General features: G+C 39.1%; 17 protein-coding genes and 2 other annotated features. Of the genes, 10 read left to right on the forward strand and 7 right to left on the reverse strand.

From position 1 onward, the window contains the following. Window positions 1-196: 196 nt before the first annotated feature. The 8 genes from J2Z82_RS07235 (at window position 197) to trpA (ending at window position 8,635) form a co-directional block, all read left to right on the forward strand. Window positions 197-1,507, forward strand: coding sequence for a DUF2254 domain-containing protein (locus J2Z82_RS07235; RefSeq protein WP_209480113.1), 1,311 nt, complete (start codon window positions 197-199; stop codon window positions 1,505-1,507). 170 nt (window positions 1,508-1,677) lie between these two features. Continuing rightward, window positions 1,678-1,927, forward strand: a binding site (T-box leader). A 37-nt stretch (window positions 1,928-1,964) separates the two neighbouring features. Then, window positions 1,965-2,207, forward strand: a binding site (T-box leader). Between the two features lie 67 nt (window positions 2,208-2,274). After that, a complete protein-coding gene (gene trpE, locus J2Z82_RS07240) occupies window positions 2,275-3,681 on the forward strand; it encodes an anthranilate synthase component I (RefSeq protein WP_245251184.1) in 1,407 nt (468 codons plus the stop codon). Next, window positions 3,665-4,264 (forward strand): anthranilate synthase component II, encoded by a 600-nt coding sequence (locus J2Z82_RS07245; RefSeq protein WP_209480115.1) that lies wholly within the window; start codon window positions 3,665-3,667, stop codon window positions 4,262-4,264. Before trpE ends, J2Z82_RS07245 begins: the two co-directional genes overlap by 17 nt. After that, window positions 4,248-5,273 carry an anthranilate phosphoribosyltransferase gene (gene trpD / locus J2Z82_RS07250; protein WP_209480116.1) on the forward strand — a complete coding sequence of 342 codons (1,026 nt, stop codon included), beginning with the start codon at window positions 4,248-4,250 and terminating at the stop codon, window positions 5,271-5,273. The genes J2Z82_RS07245 and trpD overlap by 17 nt, the downstream gene beginning before the upstream one ends. A gap of 1 nt (window position 5,274) precedes the next feature. After that, window positions 5,275-6,075 (forward strand): indole-3-glycerol phosphate synthase TrpC, encoded by an 801-nt coding sequence (gene trpC / locus J2Z82_RS07255; protein ID WP_209480117.1) that lies wholly within the window; start codon window positions 5,275-5,277, stop codon window positions 6,073-6,075. Next, complete coding sequence (locus tag J2Z82_RS07260; protein ID WP_209480118.1) at window positions 6,065-6,658, forward strand: phosphoribosylanthranilate isomerase; 594 nt, start codon at window positions 6,065-6,067, stop codon at window positions 6,656-6,658. The genes trpC and J2Z82_RS07260 overlap by 11 nt, the downstream gene beginning before the upstream one ends. Before the next feature lie 5 nt (window positions 6,659-6,663). Continuing rightward, complete coding sequence (trpB, locus tag J2Z82_RS07265) at window positions 6,664-7,869, forward strand: tryptophan synthase subunit beta (protein WP_209480119.1); 1,206 nt, start codon at window positions 6,664-6,666, stop codon at window positions 7,867-7,869. Then, window positions 7,862-8,635, forward strand: a complete 774-nt coding sequence (trpA, locus tag J2Z82_RS07270) for a tryptophan synthase subunit alpha (protein ID WP_209480120.1) — start codon at window positions 7,862-7,864, stop codon at window positions 8,633-8,635. The genes trpB and trpA overlap by 8 nt, the downstream gene beginning before the upstream one ends. 51 nt (window positions 8,636-8,686) lie before the next feature. Here trpA and J2Z82_RS07275 read toward each other — a convergent pair whose 3' ends face one another. The 3 genes from J2Z82_RS07275 to J2Z82_RS07285 form a co-directional block, all read right to left on the reverse strand. Further along, the gene (locus tag J2Z82_RS07275) at window positions 8,687-8,893 is read right to left on the reverse strand and encodes an SHOCT domain-containing protein (RefSeq protein ID WP_209480121.1); all 207 of its coding nucleotides are present in this window, start codon (window positions 8,891-8,893) and stop codon (window positions 8,687-8,689) included. A 476-nt stretch (window positions 8,894-9,369) separates the two neighbouring features. Further along, complete coding sequence (locus tag J2Z82_RS07280) at window positions 9,370-10,230, reverse strand: AraC family transcriptional regulator (protein ID WP_209480122.1); 861 nt, start codon at window positions 10,228-10,230, stop codon at window positions 9,370-9,372. Window positions 10,231-10,300: 70 nt separating this feature from the next. Beyond that, window positions 10,301-11,317 (reverse strand): S66 family peptidase, encoded by a 1,017-nt coding sequence (locus tag J2Z82_RS07285; RefSeq protein WP_209480123.1) that lies wholly within the window; start codon window positions 11,315-11,317, stop codon window positions 10,301-10,303. Window positions 11,318-11,735: 418 nt separating this feature from the next. Here J2Z82_RS07285 and J2Z82_RS07290 point away from each other — a divergent pair, with 418 nt between their 5' ends. Together J2Z82_RS07290 and J2Z82_RS07295 are read left to right on the forward strand one after the other, a co-directional pair. Beyond that, on the forward strand, window positions 11,736-12,281 hold the full coding sequence (locus J2Z82_RS07290) for a CotY/CotZ family spore coat protein (RefSeq protein ID WP_209480124.1): 546 nt from the start codon (window positions 11,736-11,738) through the stop codon (window positions 12,279-12,281). A 138-nt stretch (window positions 12,282-12,419) separates the two neighbouring features. After that, complete coding sequence (locus tag J2Z82_RS07295; RefSeq protein WP_245251187.1) at window positions 12,420-12,800, forward strand: thioredoxin family protein; 381 nt, start codon at window positions 12,420-12,422, stop codon at window positions 12,798-12,800. 25 nt (window positions 12,801-12,825) lie between these two features. Here J2Z82_RS07295 and J2Z82_RS07300 read toward each other — a convergent pair whose 3' ends face one another. From J2Z82_RS07300 to J2Z82_RS07315, 4 genes are all read right to left on the reverse strand, one after another. Then, window positions 12,826-13,281 carry an ASCH domain-containing protein gene (locus J2Z82_RS07300; protein WP_209480125.1) on the reverse strand — a complete coding sequence of 152 codons (456 nt, stop codon included), beginning with the start codon at window positions 13,279-13,281 and terminating at the stop codon, window positions 12,826-12,828. A gap of 75 nt (window positions 13,282-13,356) precedes the next feature. Next, window positions 13,357-14,607 carry a hypothetical protein gene (locus tag J2Z82_RS07305; RefSeq protein ID WP_209480126.1) on the reverse strand — a complete coding sequence of 417 codons (1,251 nt, stop codon included), beginning with the start codon at window positions 14,605-14,607 and terminating at the stop codon, window positions 13,357-13,359. A 13-nt stretch (window positions 14,608-14,620) separates the two neighbouring features. Continuing rightward, window positions 14,621-15,451 carry a hypothetical protein gene (locus J2Z82_RS07310; RefSeq protein WP_209480127.1) on the reverse strand — a complete coding sequence of 277 codons (831 nt, stop codon included), beginning with the start codon at window positions 15,449-15,451 and terminating at the stop codon, window positions 14,621-14,623. Then, a complete protein-coding gene (locus J2Z82_RS07315; RefSeq protein WP_209480128.1) occupies window positions 15,448-16,137 on the reverse strand; it encodes an ATP-binding cassette domain-containing protein in 690 nt (229 codons plus the stop codon). The genes J2Z82_RS07310 and J2Z82_RS07315 overlap by 4 nt, the downstream gene beginning before the upstream one ends. Window positions 16,138-16,147 lie beyond the last annotated feature (10 nt).

A 16,147-nucleotide genomic window follows, 5' to 3' on the forward strand; every position in this document is an offset into this window, starting at 1 on the left:
GAAATATGTAAACGAAGGCGATCAATGACAATAAAGGTGTTTCTCAATACGAACGGGGCATTTTGTTAAAACATGGAACACCTCATGTAAAAAGGGGCATTTTCAATTAGATCATTATTTGTTGTAGATGCGTCTTTAGTTTTGTTATTGCTTAATCAGGGTACATGGTGATTATTGTTTAGAAAAGAGGGTTGGAATGAACCAAACCAAATTGTGGACAATCTCTCGCGATAGTTTTTGGTTTCTTCCCATTGTATATGGGTTATGTTCAATAATTGCAGCAGCTGTAATAACAGCCTCGGATGTTTGGTTAGTACCTAAAATATCCAGCGGCATTCCGAACATTTTACTTACAGGTCAAAGTATAGCCAAGCAGCTTTATTCTGCTTTAATCACAGCTATGCTTACTATGACGACGATAAGTTTCTCGACGATTATGGTGATGTTAACGACGTATTCATCCCAGTTTTCGCCTCGAGCACTTCAGGACTTTATGCAAAGCAAAATCACACAACACGTGTTAGGTGTTTACACGTTTGGATTTATTTTTGTACTGATTAATTTATGGTTATTAACAGAGACAAACCAAAAAGACTTACTTAGCCCCTTTTTCACCGTTATTATTATGATTATTTCGCTTGGCTTTTTTATTTTATTCATCCATTTTTCGGCACGTTGGGCGCAAGTGAACTTCCTTATTGGCGTCATACGTAACAAAACATCGGAATTAATAAAAGAAACCTTTTCAGAAAGAACCTATGGAGAACATCAGCATTGGGACCATTCGCAGATTGAAAACATAAGAGAAAAAGATAGACAAATGATTAATGCCAGGCGTTCGGGCTATATTCAACAAGTGAATTATAATTACCTTATTAAATGGGCTACTAACAATGACATGGTGTTAGAGGCAACTTTTCAAGTCGGTGATTATGTACCTAAAGGAATGTCGGTTTTTTATTTTTGGTCTTTAGGGAACAGAAACGATAAATTAGCCGAACACGACCGTTTTTTGGTAATCGGCAATGAACGTACGGATCTTCAGGATATTGGATTTTCGATAGAAAAGTTAGTGGAGATTGCTGTAAAAGCACTGTCGACCGGTATGAATGACCCGAACACGGCAATTAACTGTATTCACCGCATTAGTGGCTTGCTTACGGAATTAGCTGGCAATTACCGTCCTGTTACGTATTATTCCGATTCAGATGGAGATTTACGATTAATTATGCAGCAAAAGAAATTCCGAGACTATTTATATAAAAGTTTTTACCAAATTAAGCATTACGGAAAAGATGACATTTCGGTTGTATATAGCATTATAGATGCGTTATATAAGATTGCTCTTGTTAGTGAGGCGTCTATACAAAAAGAAGTATGGCAATTCAATAAATACATTTTGGAAGCTGTAGATATAGAGAACCTTCCGTCATTGGACTATCAACACCTTAAAGATATAGTAGAAAAATTTGCTCGTCTTTCAGGAGAAGAATTGAATTGGAAATAAAAAAAGAACCAACCGAACCATAAGTTGAAGGCCAAAAGCCTAATTCCAAGCGGTTCTACTGAAGTCGGAAATCAGTCTCAATTAATTCTACTAAATAAATAGCCAAATTTTAAAAAATACCTTGACATTAGCAACAAACTCCCCTATGATTAGTAACAACAATTTAAATCGACTTAGCAATGACGAAGATTAGTAATCTGTATGAACACTTTAGAGAGCTGACGGCTGGTGTAAGTCAGTGTGCGCGTATAGATGAATGGACTTCTGAGCTTCCAAACCGAAACTTGTAAGTCAGTAGGCTTTGGCGACCATGTCTCATCGTTATACGAGACAAATATTAAGTAATTCATTACTTGATATTGCCAAAGAGAGCTGATTTTTCAGCTAATAAAGGTGGTACCACGGTTCCTCGTCCTTTTCGGATGGGGGACCTTTTTGTATTCAAAAAACTATATATAATAAATCGTCGAGTAAGAGGAGTAAGCTTTTTGCAGCGTTCAAGAGAACCGGTGGTGGTGAGATACCGGTACGTGAAAAATAGCCGAATGGACTTACGAGAGGTTTCCTGAATGGCAGTAGGGAAACACGGAGCTCCGCCGTTACACGGATAGGATATTAAGTTTTTCCCGTATCCGAATGAGATGGAGAAATCATTACAATCTCCAATAGAGGTGGCACCGCGGTCACAATCGTCCTCTGCAAGCACATTCCATATGTGTTTTGCAGGGGATTTTTTATTTCATAAAAACTGGAAAGGAGTTTTACGAATGGATACAAAAACACAAACACTCGATTACAAGTTTATTAAACAAAACGCCGACACATTAACCCCAATTGGAATATACAAAAACCTTCATGGAACGAAGAAATTTCTTTTAGAGAGTTCATTCCAACATGAGGAGAAAGGTAAATATTCCTTTATTGGTACAGATCCTTACCAGGAAATCATCGGAGAAGGAAACGAAACATCTATTTTCAATCATGGGCAGGAAAAAAAGGAACAACAAACAGAAAATCCTTTATCCGTTTTAAAACAACAGTTGCCCAAAATGGATGTGGATCTGCCGTTTCCATTTTTCGGAGGTGCTGTAGGTTACATCGGATATGATTCAATCCGTTCCTATGAAAACATTGGCGATGATTTACCTGATGCTATTGAAATGCCAGATATTCATTTAATGCTTTATAAGAATGTTATTATTTTTGACCACAGCGATGAATCGGTTTACTTAGTCGCCACAAACCTTGAACAGCAGCCTGAATCTGTATTAGATGAACGTCTAGAGGAATTAAAAAAGGCGTTACTACAAAATCAAACAACAGATCCAGCAACTGAGGGAGAGATCATATTCGAACCTGAAATGGATAAAGAAACATTTATGCGTAATGTCGAAATTGCTAAAGAACATATAAACCAGGGCGATATCTTTCAAGTTGTCTTATCACAACGAATGAAGGCTACCATACATGGTGATCCGTTTTCGTTTTACCGAAAGTTGAGAAAGACTAACCCGTCGCCTTACATGTTCTACATCGACTTTGATGATTATGTCGTTTTGGGAGCATCGCCGGAAAGTCTTATTGAAACAACTGGTCAGGACATTATTACAAACCCAATCGCTGGAACACGCCCTCGTGGCAGAACAAAAGCTGAAGACAAAGAACTGACCAAGGAACTTCTTGCTGACGAAAAGGAAATTTCCGAACATCGGATGTTAGTTGATTTAAGCCGCAATGATCTTGGGCGAGTTTGTGAAATTAATAGTATTTCTGTACCAACTTACATGACTGTAGAAAAGTATCAGCATGTTATGCACATGGTTTCTGAAGTACACGGCAAATTAACTTCCCGTTTTTCAAGTATTGATGCTTTGATATCCTGCTTGCCTGCTGGAACAGTTTCCGGGGCACCAAAAATCCGGGCGATGCAGATAATTAATGACTTAGAAACTTTAAAGCGCGGTGTATATGCAGGCGGTGTTGGTTACATCAGCTTTAATTATGACATGAACATTGCCCTAACCATCCGATCATTGGTTGTAAAAAATAATTACGCCTACCTGCAGGCCGGTGCTGGTATTGTTTATGACTCAGATCCTGAGACCGAGTATAACGAAACATTGCATAAAGCAAGATCATTAATGGAGGTGACGAATTATGATTTTACTAATTGATAACTATGATTCATTTACCTATAACATTTTCCATTACTTTGCCAGCCAAGGTGCTGAGGTAAAAGTTTGTCGGAATGATCAGATTACCATTGAAGAAATCTCTGAAATGAATCCGGAAGTTATCATTATATCCCCTGGCCCCGGAGTACCCGAAGATGCTGGAATCTGTACAGAGGTTGTAAAAGAGTTTCATAAAAACACACCGATTCTTGGTATTTGCTTAGGGCATCAAGTAATCGCACATGCTTTAGGTGCCGCAATTAAACAGGCAAGCACAATCAAACATGGCAAAACATCCTTAATTACACATAATGGCGACGGATTGTTTAATTATTTGACACAGCCGCTTGAAGTAATGCGTTACCATTCGCTGGTAATCAACCAACAAACATTACCAGACGAATTAGAGGTCGTTGCCAAGTCTTTAGAGGATAACGAAATTATGGCGATTAAACACAGACAGTACCCAGTCTATGGCATACAGTTTCACCCTGAATCAATCGGCACATTAACTGGTATGAAGATGATTCAAAACTTTTTAGAAATAATCGGAAAGGAGTTTCGTCATGAAAAACTATCTTGAAAAATTATTGAATAAAGAAAACCTTAATCGGGAGGAAATGAAAGATGCCACAGCATACTGTTTCTCAAATGAAGTTAGCGAGAGTGAACTCGCTTCGTTCTTAACAGCATTACGAGCTAAAGGGGAAACACCAGAGGAAATTGCTGGTCTTGTTGAAGTTGTTCGTTCCGAGTCAAACCAAAATACAGATAGTCTGCCTAATGTAATGGATAATTGCGGTACAGGTGGTGACCGCTCATACAGCTTTAACATTAGTACGACCGCAGCGTTTGTGATTGCCGGTGCTGGTGTGACAATCGCCAAGCATGGTAATCGCAGTATTACAAGTAAAACAGGAAGCGCAGACGTACTGGAACATTTGGGTGTTTCTTTATCCTTTTCAAAACAACATGTAGAGGAAATGCTGCACGATAACAACATCGCCTTTTTATTCGCTCCACATGTTCATCAGGGAATGAAGCGATTCATGAAGGTACGCAAGGATTTACGAATACCAACGATTTTTAACCTAATTGGACCACTAACAAATCCTGTCGATTTAGACTCACAGCTTTTAGGCGTTTACCGTCGTGATATACTGCCTATGCTTGCTGAAACGCTACACAAATTAGGCAGAAAGCGCGCACTTGTGATAAACGGTGCTGGATATATGGATGAGGCATCACTTGCTGGTGAGAACCATATCACATTACTGGATCAGGGAAAAATCACTTCATTTACACTGCATCCATCTGAGGTCAACTTGCCTGTCTATGATAATCAGCAAATCCGTGGCGGAGACGCAAAGGATAACGCAAAAATTTTACTGCAGGTTTTACAAGGAAAGCAAGGTCCCTATTACGATACGATACTTCTGAATGCCGGCCTTGGAATATTTGCAAATGGTGCTGCATCATCCATTCAAGAAGGTATTACGAAAGCCAAGGAAAGTATCGATAGTGGAGCAGCATTGGAAAAACTGCAACGACTAGTGGAATACAGTAATAAAGTTTCAAGTGAGGCGATGTAATATGACTATTTTAGATAAAATTGTTAGCCAAAAGGAAATAGAAGTTGAGATTTTGAAAAAAGAGCCATTGCCTAAATTTTCGAATGGAGCCAAATCGATTAAGAAAATTGAACATACCTTTCATAACACACAGCAAATGAATGTTATCGCTGAAATTAAGCGCTCTTCCCCATCAAAAGGTGAAATTGATATGGCGGTTGATCCGGTAAAACAAGCAAAATTATATGAGTCATGTGGTGCTGGCGCGATTTCTGTCCTGACCGATGAAACATTTTTCAACGGTTCGATGGAAGATTTACGAAACGTTCGTGAGGCAGTTGATCTTCCTATTCTTTGTAAAGATTTTATGATTGATTCGATTCAAATTGACCATGCAAAAGCTGCAGGTGCTTCGATAATTCTCTTAATCGTCGCTGCACTCTCAGATAATAAGCTTCATGAACTATTTGAATATGCAACACATCAAGGGCTTGAGGTGCTTTGTGAAGTTCATGATGAGAACGAAATGACAAGAGCCCTCGAACTCGGGGCAACCATTATTGGGATTAATAATCGAAATTTAAAAACCTTTGAAGTTGATTTGTCTGCTACAGAGCAACTGGCATCGATGGTGAACAATCCAAATACAATACTGATTAGTGAAAGTGGTATTAAATCCCGCGATGATGTCATTCAAGTCGGCAAAGAGGATGTGAACGGCATACTCGTCGGTGAAACATTAATGCGTTCCAATAACATAGCAGCACTTTTCAACGATTTGAAAATCCCCATAACAAAGGGAGGTATACCAAATGCTCGTTAAAATCTGTGGTATAAAAACTGTAGAAGCTGCCAAAGAGGTTGTTAACGCTGGTGCTGATTTTATCGGATTTGTTTTTGCATCAAGTAAACGACAAATCACACCAGAAAAGGCTGCACAGATTAGTGCTGCTATCCCTTCTTCTGTTAAAAAAGTTGGTGTATTTGTAAACGAGTCAGAAAGAAATATTTTACAGACAGCCGAGCAAGTAGGGTTAGATGTTATACAGCTCCATGGTGATGAGACAGCTGAGTTTGCTGCAAAGCTCCCATATACAGTAATTAAAGCATTTCCGATGATTACGGAACAAAAAAATGCCATGCAATCATATCCAAGTGATTATTATCTGGTTGACAGTCCAAAAGGGCCAAACCGTGGCGGTAATGGAACAACATTTGACTGGAATCTATTACAAGACCTGAACCTATCGAAAATTATTTTAGCAGGTGGACTTACCCCAGAAAATGTGCAGTCAGCAATTACAACTGCAAACCCTGCAGGTGTGGACGTATCAAGTGGAGTTGAAACAGATGGAGAGAAGGATTTAGCCAAAATAAACCAATTTATTAGGAATGCGAAAGGATGAAAACAATGACAACATATACAATGCCAGATGAAAAAGGAAGATACGGCAATTACGGCGGGAGATTTGTTCCTGAGTTATTAATGCCAGCACTTCTTGAATTGGAAGAGTCCTATGAAGAAGCAATAAAGGACCCTGCTTTTTTAAAAGAACTAGATTACTATTCCAAAAATTATGTGGGACGTGAAACGCCGCTTTATCATGCCCAAAATTTATCCAATAAATTAGGCGGACCTTCTATTTATCTAAAACGCGAAGACCTTAACCATACAGGCGCACATAAAATTAATAACACTGTCGGTCAAGCGTTATTAACCCTTCGAATGGGAAAAAAGAAAGTTGTCGCAGAAACCGGTGCCGGCCAGCATGGTGTTGCTACCGCTACAGTTTGTGCACTACTTGGCCTTGAATGTGTTGTATTCATGGGTGCAGAAGACATTAAGCGGCAAAAACTGAATGTCTTCCGGATGGAATTGCTTGGCGCTAAAGTCGAAAGTGTATCACAAGGAAGCGGAACACTAAAAGATGCTGTTAATGAAGCATTACGCTACTGGGTAAGTCATGTTGAAGATACGCACTATATTATCGGTTCCGTCGTGGGGCCACACCCTTTTCCGAAAATCGTCCGTGATTTCCAGTCTGTTATCGGCGAGGAATCAAAACAACAGTACCATGCGGAAACAGGCTCTCTACCTGATGCAGTTATTGCCTGTGTTGGCGGAGGAAGCAACGCAATGGGAATGTTCTATCCATTTATTCAGGATGAAAATGTCAAGATGTATGGGGTTGAAGCAGGGGGAAGTGGGATTGAAACAAACAAACATGCTGCAACACTGACTGCAGGAAGTATTGGTATACTGCACGGAACTATGTCCCACTTGCTTCAGGACGAACATGGCCAAATAGAAGAAGCACATTCGATTTCTGCCGGACTTGATTACCCAGGAGTTGGTCCAGAACACAGCCACCTCCACCAATCAGACCGAGTGACCTATACATCCATTACGGACCAGGAAGCAATTGACGCATTTAAGTTCCTATCCCAAACAGAAGGAATCATCCCTGCTTTGGAAAGCGCCCACGCTGTTGCATTTGCCATGAAACTTGCAAAAGAGATGGAAGCATCAGAGTCGATTGTTATTTGTTTATCCGGTCGTGGCGACAAGGATGTTGAATCAGTAAAAGATGTACTGGGAGGTAATCCAAATGAGTAACCAAGCGTTAGATTTAGCTTTAAAAGAAAAACAGGAAGCAGACGAAAATATATTAATCCCATATATAATGGCTGGCGATGGCGGACTGGATATATTGGAAGATCGATTGAATTTTCTGCAGGAATGTGGTGCAGCAGCTGTTGAACTTGGGATTCCCTTCTCAGACCCGGTAGCAGATGGACCTACTATTCAAGATGCCGGAAATCGAGCACTTGAAAATGGAACAACGCTTACCAGCGTCCTGGAAACACTGCAACGTTTTCGTGAAAGACGATCAATTCCCGTTATTCTCATGACTTATTTGAATCCTATCTATGCTTATGGTGTTGAAAATTTCGCTAAAGATTGTGCAAGCGCTGGTGTTAACGGTGTTATAATTCCAGACCTGCCGTTAGAAGAAGAAACCATCATAATTGATTATTTAAAGAAATATTCTGTTTCATGTATCCGCCTGGTTGCTATGACAAGTCCTCCGGAACGAATTGAAAAAATCACGCAACGTACGGAAGGATTTCTCTATGCTGTTTCTGTTACTGGAACGACAGGGGCAAGAACAACACATGATAGCAAAGTAAAAACCTATTTACAGAAGCTGAAAAAATCAACAGAAAGCCCAGTCCTAGCGGGATTTGGTGTCTCCAACTCTGAAAAAGCACTCGAACTGGCTGCTGCTTGTGACGGTGTTGTCATTGGAAGTAAAATTGTCGACCTGTTTAATCAAGGAAAATCAGATGAAATTAGAGAACTGCTGCTGGAAAGCAGATAAATAAAACCTGTCACGCCTTGGCTCAAAGATTAACCGAAGCGTGACAGGCTTTTATTCATTTTTCTGCTTTTTACGGGCATCCTGATATTCCTCTTCAGTTATTTCACCTCTGTCATATCGTTCTTTTAATATATCGAGCGAACTTTTAACAGGGTTCTTTTTAGCCCTGAAGCGAATTATGATAACTACTAGAATAACCGCAACAATTACGGATAAACCAAATCTGATGTAACCCTCTGTTAGTATAGATAACAGCATGATATCACCTCACTGTTACTATTTCCTATTTTGTAGGTTTTAAGCATGACCAAATACATGGCTTAACGTAACGGGTTCAGTTTTGGGGGATAACATTAAAAATCACATAATAATTAGCATACATTTCGCCCCCTGTTGTTGAATAACCCATTTATTAACGGAATGAGGATCCGGTTTACTGTCTTGACGGATCCTCGTTCCGTTATTTGCTTGAAAACCCTCGTTTTAAGCATGGCGGTGAATCCTCATTCCGCTATTTGTCATTTTCGCCTCAATTTCGGCTGATTTTCTGCTTTTAACGGAACGAGGATCCGTCTCACCCTTCCGACAGCACTTTTTCAGCTATTTAGCGGAACGAGGATTCACTTCGATTGTTTGACCGATCCGGGTGGCAATACTTCATCTTCTTATTGAAAAATCCTGCCAGTTAAATACAAACCATATCCCCTAAAACTGAATCCGTCAGACTTAACGTATTATTTTTTCACAATCGGAATCCAGATTTCACAATGGTGATCTTCAGCAGTTATATCTCCGTCGATAGGGTAAACCTCGAGTTCTGGACCACCCGCATGTTCATACCCAGTAGCAGGAAACCATTCAGCAAAAATACGCTCCCAGACTTTTTGAATTGTATCAGGAATCGGACCGATAACCGGAAAAACTGCCCAGGTTGACGCAGGTATTACTTTTTCCTCCCAATCGGATGATGACTTCCTACCAGACTCAACCCCAATAAAATAGGTTAATTTTTCCTGTTCTTTATCAAATTCCATGCATGCGCCATAAATAAACTTTGCACCATAACTTTTCTCCAGCTTCTCTGACACACCATTACTATTAACCTCATCCCAAAAAGCTGGAATCCTGCGAAGGTTTTCCCCATTAATTGTTGTCGTACGAATACCCTTGCCAACAATAGTAAATTCTTCCTTTTCCACAATCCGGTAATCCATTTCCACATCACCCTTTAATTGAATTTGAAATGAGAGACGCGGGAAAGCCTTCAATTGTTTATTCTGATCACGAACGGCAGATGGACTTATTCCGTGTATTTTACGGAAGGCTTTTGAAAATGACTCTGGCGTTTCATACCCGTATTTAAATGCAACGTCTATTACTCTTCTCTCCGAATGCATCAGTTCTTGTGCAGCCCTCGTTAGCCTGCGTTTGCGGATATATTCCGCAACATTTACTCCCGTTAACATATGGAACATTCGCTGAAAATGAAACTTCGACATACAAGCAACTGCAGCGACATGTTCAATATGCAAATCCGCTTCCAGGTTCTTTTCAATGTAATTAATACTTGCAGCCATCCGTTGAAGTCCTTCCATGTGCGCCCCCTCCTTTCCTAATCCAACCTTAGCATTCTCGTGTTCTCACATCCTGTTATTCTATGCTTTTTTAGGACAGCAACCATTGCTCTACACTACCCTTCCCATTATCTACCTTTACTTTTGCATATGCACCATTAATAAATGTCATCTGAGGCGGGACATGGCCACAATCAATATCGTATATGATTGGAATGCCCAATTCAGACTCAAACTCCCGATAAACATCTTGTACCTGATAACCCTCAACTGGATGGTTTGCACTGCTTCGTCCAAACATGATACCTGTGCAGTTATCAAACCATCCAGCAAGCTTCATTTGAATCAGCGTTCGCTTTAAATCAGTTGTCGGCATATCACAGTTCTCAAAATACCATAGAATTGGTTCACCACTGATTGTATTCTTTTGAAAATCTAGAACATTACCATATGATGTGCCAATAAGATGCCTTATTACATCAATACACCCTCCAAGCAAACGGCCTTTTACTAAAACATCTTCATCACTAATCGTTTTCCATACCGTTTCTTCTGTTAAGTGAAAAACATGTGGAGAAGGATTCTCATGATCCCACTCTTTTTGATACTTTTCCGATGAATGCTGGATAATTGATTCCCCGTCATTTGCTGTTAGTACAGCCTCCCACATTGCTGTGGTATTATCTGAATATTCCCCACGTAAATCTACCAGGTTAGTACCATGCGCTGTAGCAATTCCTGTTTTCAATGTAATAGCTAGTAATAAAACACTCGTATCAGAGTACCCTAGAATCCACTTAGCTGGAATGGCGTTAAAATCTAACTTGTGAAGTATCTCCATTAGTAATTCGCCACCCCAAGGCGGGATAATCATATCAATACTTTCATCCTGAATCATTTTATTAAATTCAGCAGCACGTTTTTCAGCAGGTGCAGACTTTGCCTTTACTTGCGTCCATAAGGTCTCTCCACATTCAATCTGATACCCTTTCTCCTCCATTCGGTTACAAGCCTGCTTAAACATTTCATGCAGTTCCTGTTCAACACCTGAAGAAGGCGCTGTTACACCAATGGTTGCATTATTTTTTAGCGTTGGATACGTAATCATGATTAACCCTCCCCTTAAATTATTATTGGTTATCATATCACAATAAGGCCTAATATACAGCTATCTTACAATGATTTTGTATCGAATTGGGTATGCTATTATGAAACAATCCCTCAAATGTTTTATCCGACAAAAACCAGAAGGGCAAAAAAACCGCACATTCCAATAGAATGTGCGGTTTTTTATAATAATTCATGGGTTAAATCTATTACAAGACTTGTATCGATTTATACTAAATTATATGTACTGAAGCAAAAGATGTATCAGCATATACCCTAATACAACCGCATATTACTGCTAATACCCTAGACAAGTTGCTCATTTTTAATAGAAATAGACTAGTAAACAGCCAATATATAATCCCTCACATAACTTAATAGTGCACCAAACAAATCTAATAATAGGGAGAGATTTTTTTATGAGTTGTAACAAAGGAAGTGTTGGAGGAGTAAGTGATGGTTTTGAAAATTGTGTTTGTGACGTGATAAGTGACATCATTGCTGCGCAAGATGAGGTAGCTAATAACGGTGACGGTTGTTGCAGTACCAGCTGTGAACGTTCAATTGATCGATTGCTATCACCAACTACCGGAAATGGAAATGGCTTTACTACGGTTCCATTTATTCTTTACTGTAAAGGGGACTGTAAACCTTTCATTGGAACTGGCGTAACCCAAGAACCAAGGGATAGCGGCTTTGACTTTGATTGTGTAGAATCACCTATCTTACGCGCTAAGAAATTTGTGGACGATGAAGAATGCTGTGTGAAGCTAGAATTATTAGAGGTTGTTAACCCTGGTAGCAACCCAGTTAGTGGCGGAGATACCGTATGTGAATTCTTCCGGGGTGAAGGTGTTGGCGCTGCTCGTAACCTGCGTGCTTCTGGAGTCTGTATAACAGTAGATCTTGACTGCTTCTGTGCCATCACATGTTTGGACCCCATAACACCTGTACCTGCCCCTTAATTTCTATTGAAGATAATCTAATAACTAAAATCATACCGAATTTTAGACTATTTTCATCCTTTTATGCCCCAAGCTCGGTATGGCTTAGGGGCATGTTATTTACTTCCACTTCGCCTGCATGATCCTGTTCACTAGAGGATGAATCAGCAATTTCATGCTTTTTCTTTTCAGGTGATTTTTCAATGCGAACTTTTGAAGAGCTACACTCAAATTTCAATGGGCAACCAAATTATTAAGGATCACAAGCAATCTATATTATTTATTTCCCGCCCAAATTGCAGTGTTTGTCATGGTCTGTTACCTCAAGTGAAAGACCTGATGGAAGATTATCCAGCCGTTAAACTTGGTCATGTTAATGCAGACGAAGTACAGGAAATTGCAGGATCTTTTACCATTTTTACAGTACCGGTTATATTAGTATTTGTAGAAGGTCAGGAATATGTTCGCGAAGCACGAATCGTACATATGGACCTTTTTAATCAAAAAATTAATAAGATATACAAAAATTTAATTGGATAAGAATGAACATATCCGGCCACGTTAGTTATTTGTATACGACCCTGAATTCTTCACATACAACAAGCATATCCTCGCAGAATTCCCTGTTGAGTTCAGCAAGTTCATTCATGAAAAAGTCAATATGCGCATTTCTCCAATAGGAAAGGCTTTTATCCCCTTCCCCTTCCTTAAAAGCAAACGTTGCATCTACTTCTTTAAACGGCAGTACCTTTACATCTATCGTTTCCGTCAGAGCCTCGGCATTACCTTCCCAGTCAGTTATCACATTGAAGTCGCCAACCTTTGGGAGTGGCTCATCATCTATTTCATAAAATAGATGCAATGAGCATGTTGCTGTTTTCTCACCTGACTTCACCAAATCCGCTAACTCTTTTGCCATTTCGGGGCCACTGCCAAATGGCCATGCGGTATATGACTTATTTTCTCGATTTCCTTCATCTAATGTCTGTAGGTAGTTGTTCCACATTATATTTGCGTGCATCTGTATCACCTTCCTTATGATAAAGTAACAGAAGAAGCCTGCCACTGTGTACAGAAGCAGACTCTCTTAAGCAAGTTACTTAATTTCCAACCCATAAACTGCCAATCTGTATTCTTTATCGGTGGGTTCCTTTGTTGTAATTTTTCCCTCATATAATATATCACCTGATTTTGCGTCGATTACCATGATAGTAGAGGGTGCATCATTCTCATCGTTATGTGTTGTATTTAATACATACATTTTTCCGTCTGAAATTTCTACGTTCGACTGCACTCCAAATTTAACACTTTCTGTACTTTGCGAAGGAATTACAAATACATCTTCAATACTTTTGGATTCGGTATTATATAGAGCAAACTCACGTCCATCCTCACTCTCGCCCATTAGATACAATGTAGAGCCATCATATACCATAACTTCTTTACCTTGATGTTCTTTCGGAAAATCCAATGCTTTCTTTTCCCCAGTTTCGAGGTTATATGCGAAGTATTGCTGGTTGCCTTTATCGGCCTCTTTAACTTCACCAGTCATATTTCCTTCAGGTCTCTGCCCTATATTTTCCTTGTTTATAGAAAAGACAATGTTCTTGTGGGCACTTAAAGCATCGGAGTCCCGAATCGAGCCTATATGTTTACGCATATTGTTGTTATTATTCTGTTCAACTGCTGCAAACTTCTCTTCTCCATTTATATTTTTCTTGGAGAGATTGAAACTATACAAATGCAATTCATTAGTACCAAAACCTCCCCCTGTTTGTTTAAGATTGTTTTGTGTAACTACCTTCAATTCTCCATCAATCATTTGTACATCTTCAACGTTAACGTTCATATACATAGCACGGTTAGGCACCGGTACATTAAATGATATTGTTTCATTACTTTCTTTATTCAGCACCTCTATATCAAACTCCATTTCGCTTGGTGAGTTGCCTAATCTCTGATTAATAATATCCACATATGCAAGTGTATCCTTCGTATCATAGTATGAAGATACAACTCCATTTTTCCCGCGCATGAAATTACGGTACTTATCTTGTAATTGGCTCATTTCAGGACTATACATACCCTGCATCCGCTCAAAAAATGATAGTTCTCCTCGATAAGTTGACCCCTCTGCAGTAGCCTGAACACTTTCACCTGTTCCATAACGACCTATACGGTAGTTGCCATTAATGATTACAGAATCTAATTCTTCTTCATTTCCGCTAACTTTTTCAAACACAATCTCCGGATAGCTGTTAGCCGATAAAGCAGAATTTATATAAAATGTGCCAACGGTGAGCACAATAATTAATGTGATAGCAATTAATTTCCAATAGCGTTTCATCCTATTACTCCTCTCAAACTGTTACTTTCTTCTTCAATAAGAAGTCGCTTATCCAGATAGAAGCTGCAAGTACAACTATCCCCAAAAATGTTTCCACAGCAAGCATTTCAAGTGGATACAAGTAATCCTGATTAAACACGATCATCAATAGTACAGGCATGGCAAATATCACGATAGAAAGCAGAGTATACCCGATTCCCATAAGAATTCCTTTCCACTTGTAGCTTCGCTCGAACAAAATAGCTGTGAATAATACAGAAACCACTATGAATCCTGCACCATAATATAAAATAAACTCAATAAAACTCTGAGGAACAAGGATTGTCAGGTAATCAAATTTAATTATTTCACTTAACGCCAAATCAACCCTGAAGTCTGTTGGAACAACCCACTTCAAAATAGTACTTTCCAACGGCAGGAGTATAAGCTGGACCGAAACAAGTCCGAGTACCATTAGAAAAATAGAAGTAGCCTTTGCAAAGAATACATTGATTCGGGCAGTTGGAATCATTAGCAAGCGATATATAAATGTATTTTTACCAAACCAGTCACGATACCAAATAAGAAAAATATAAAAGGCTAGTGCCGCAGCACATAAAGCAATCGGACCCATAAACCATAAGCTACGTGCAAAATTCAAAAATGACATTTGACCATATTGTTCAATAAATTGTGATTGAGGCATTAATTCTTCATATATAGCTTTATCTGCCTGTGCTAAATAGTCATTTGCCTTAACGATTATACCTGTAACTTGTACTATAATTGTTATGGCAATCAACACAAGATATACTTTTATAAAACGTCCTAATTCAAAGTTAACTAATTTTAAATAACGATTCATTTGTGATACACCTCTCTCATTACATCGACTACCGACTTCCCTTCATTTTCCCGAACTTCCTCACTGTTGAATTCCTTTAGTACAACGCCATTATCAAGTAACACAACTTTGTCGATTAAATGTTCAATATCATGTACTTCATGGGTTGTAATAATAACACCTCGACCTTCCACTAAATGACTTGTAAAGACTTCGGCAATCTGTTCACGGCTGAAAATATCAATCCCTGAAAACGGCTCATCCATTAAAAGAAAATCAACATCAAGTGCCAATCCAAGCAACAGGTTTATTTTTGCAGCGTTCCCTTTGGACAAGCTTGCGATTTTCTCCGTTTCCTCTAATTTAAAAAAACCAAGTAATTCCGTTGCACGCTCCTGATTCCAACCCTCATAAAAATCCTGCATAAATTGCATTGCGTCTGCAATCGTCATTTGCGGCAACATGGTAATGGCATCTGGGATGAACGTGACTTTTTCAAAGCTATGTTTATTTATTTTTTCTCCATTAATTAATATTTCACCTTTATTAAGTGGTGTTAAGGCCATAATTGCGTTTAATATGGTCGTTTTGCCAACCCCATTGATACCAATAAGGCATGTGATTTCACCTTTATTAGCAGTGAAAGATACGCCGTTTAATACTTTTTTACGACCGAATTTTTTCTTAATATCCTTTACTTCTATCATGTATAAACCT

Origin of the sequence: Virgibacillus litoralis (assembly GCF_017873675.1) — a bacterium.
Taxonomy (GTDB): Bacteria; Bacillota; Bacilli; order Bacillales; family Amphibacillaceae; genus Lentibacillus; species Lentibacillus litoralis.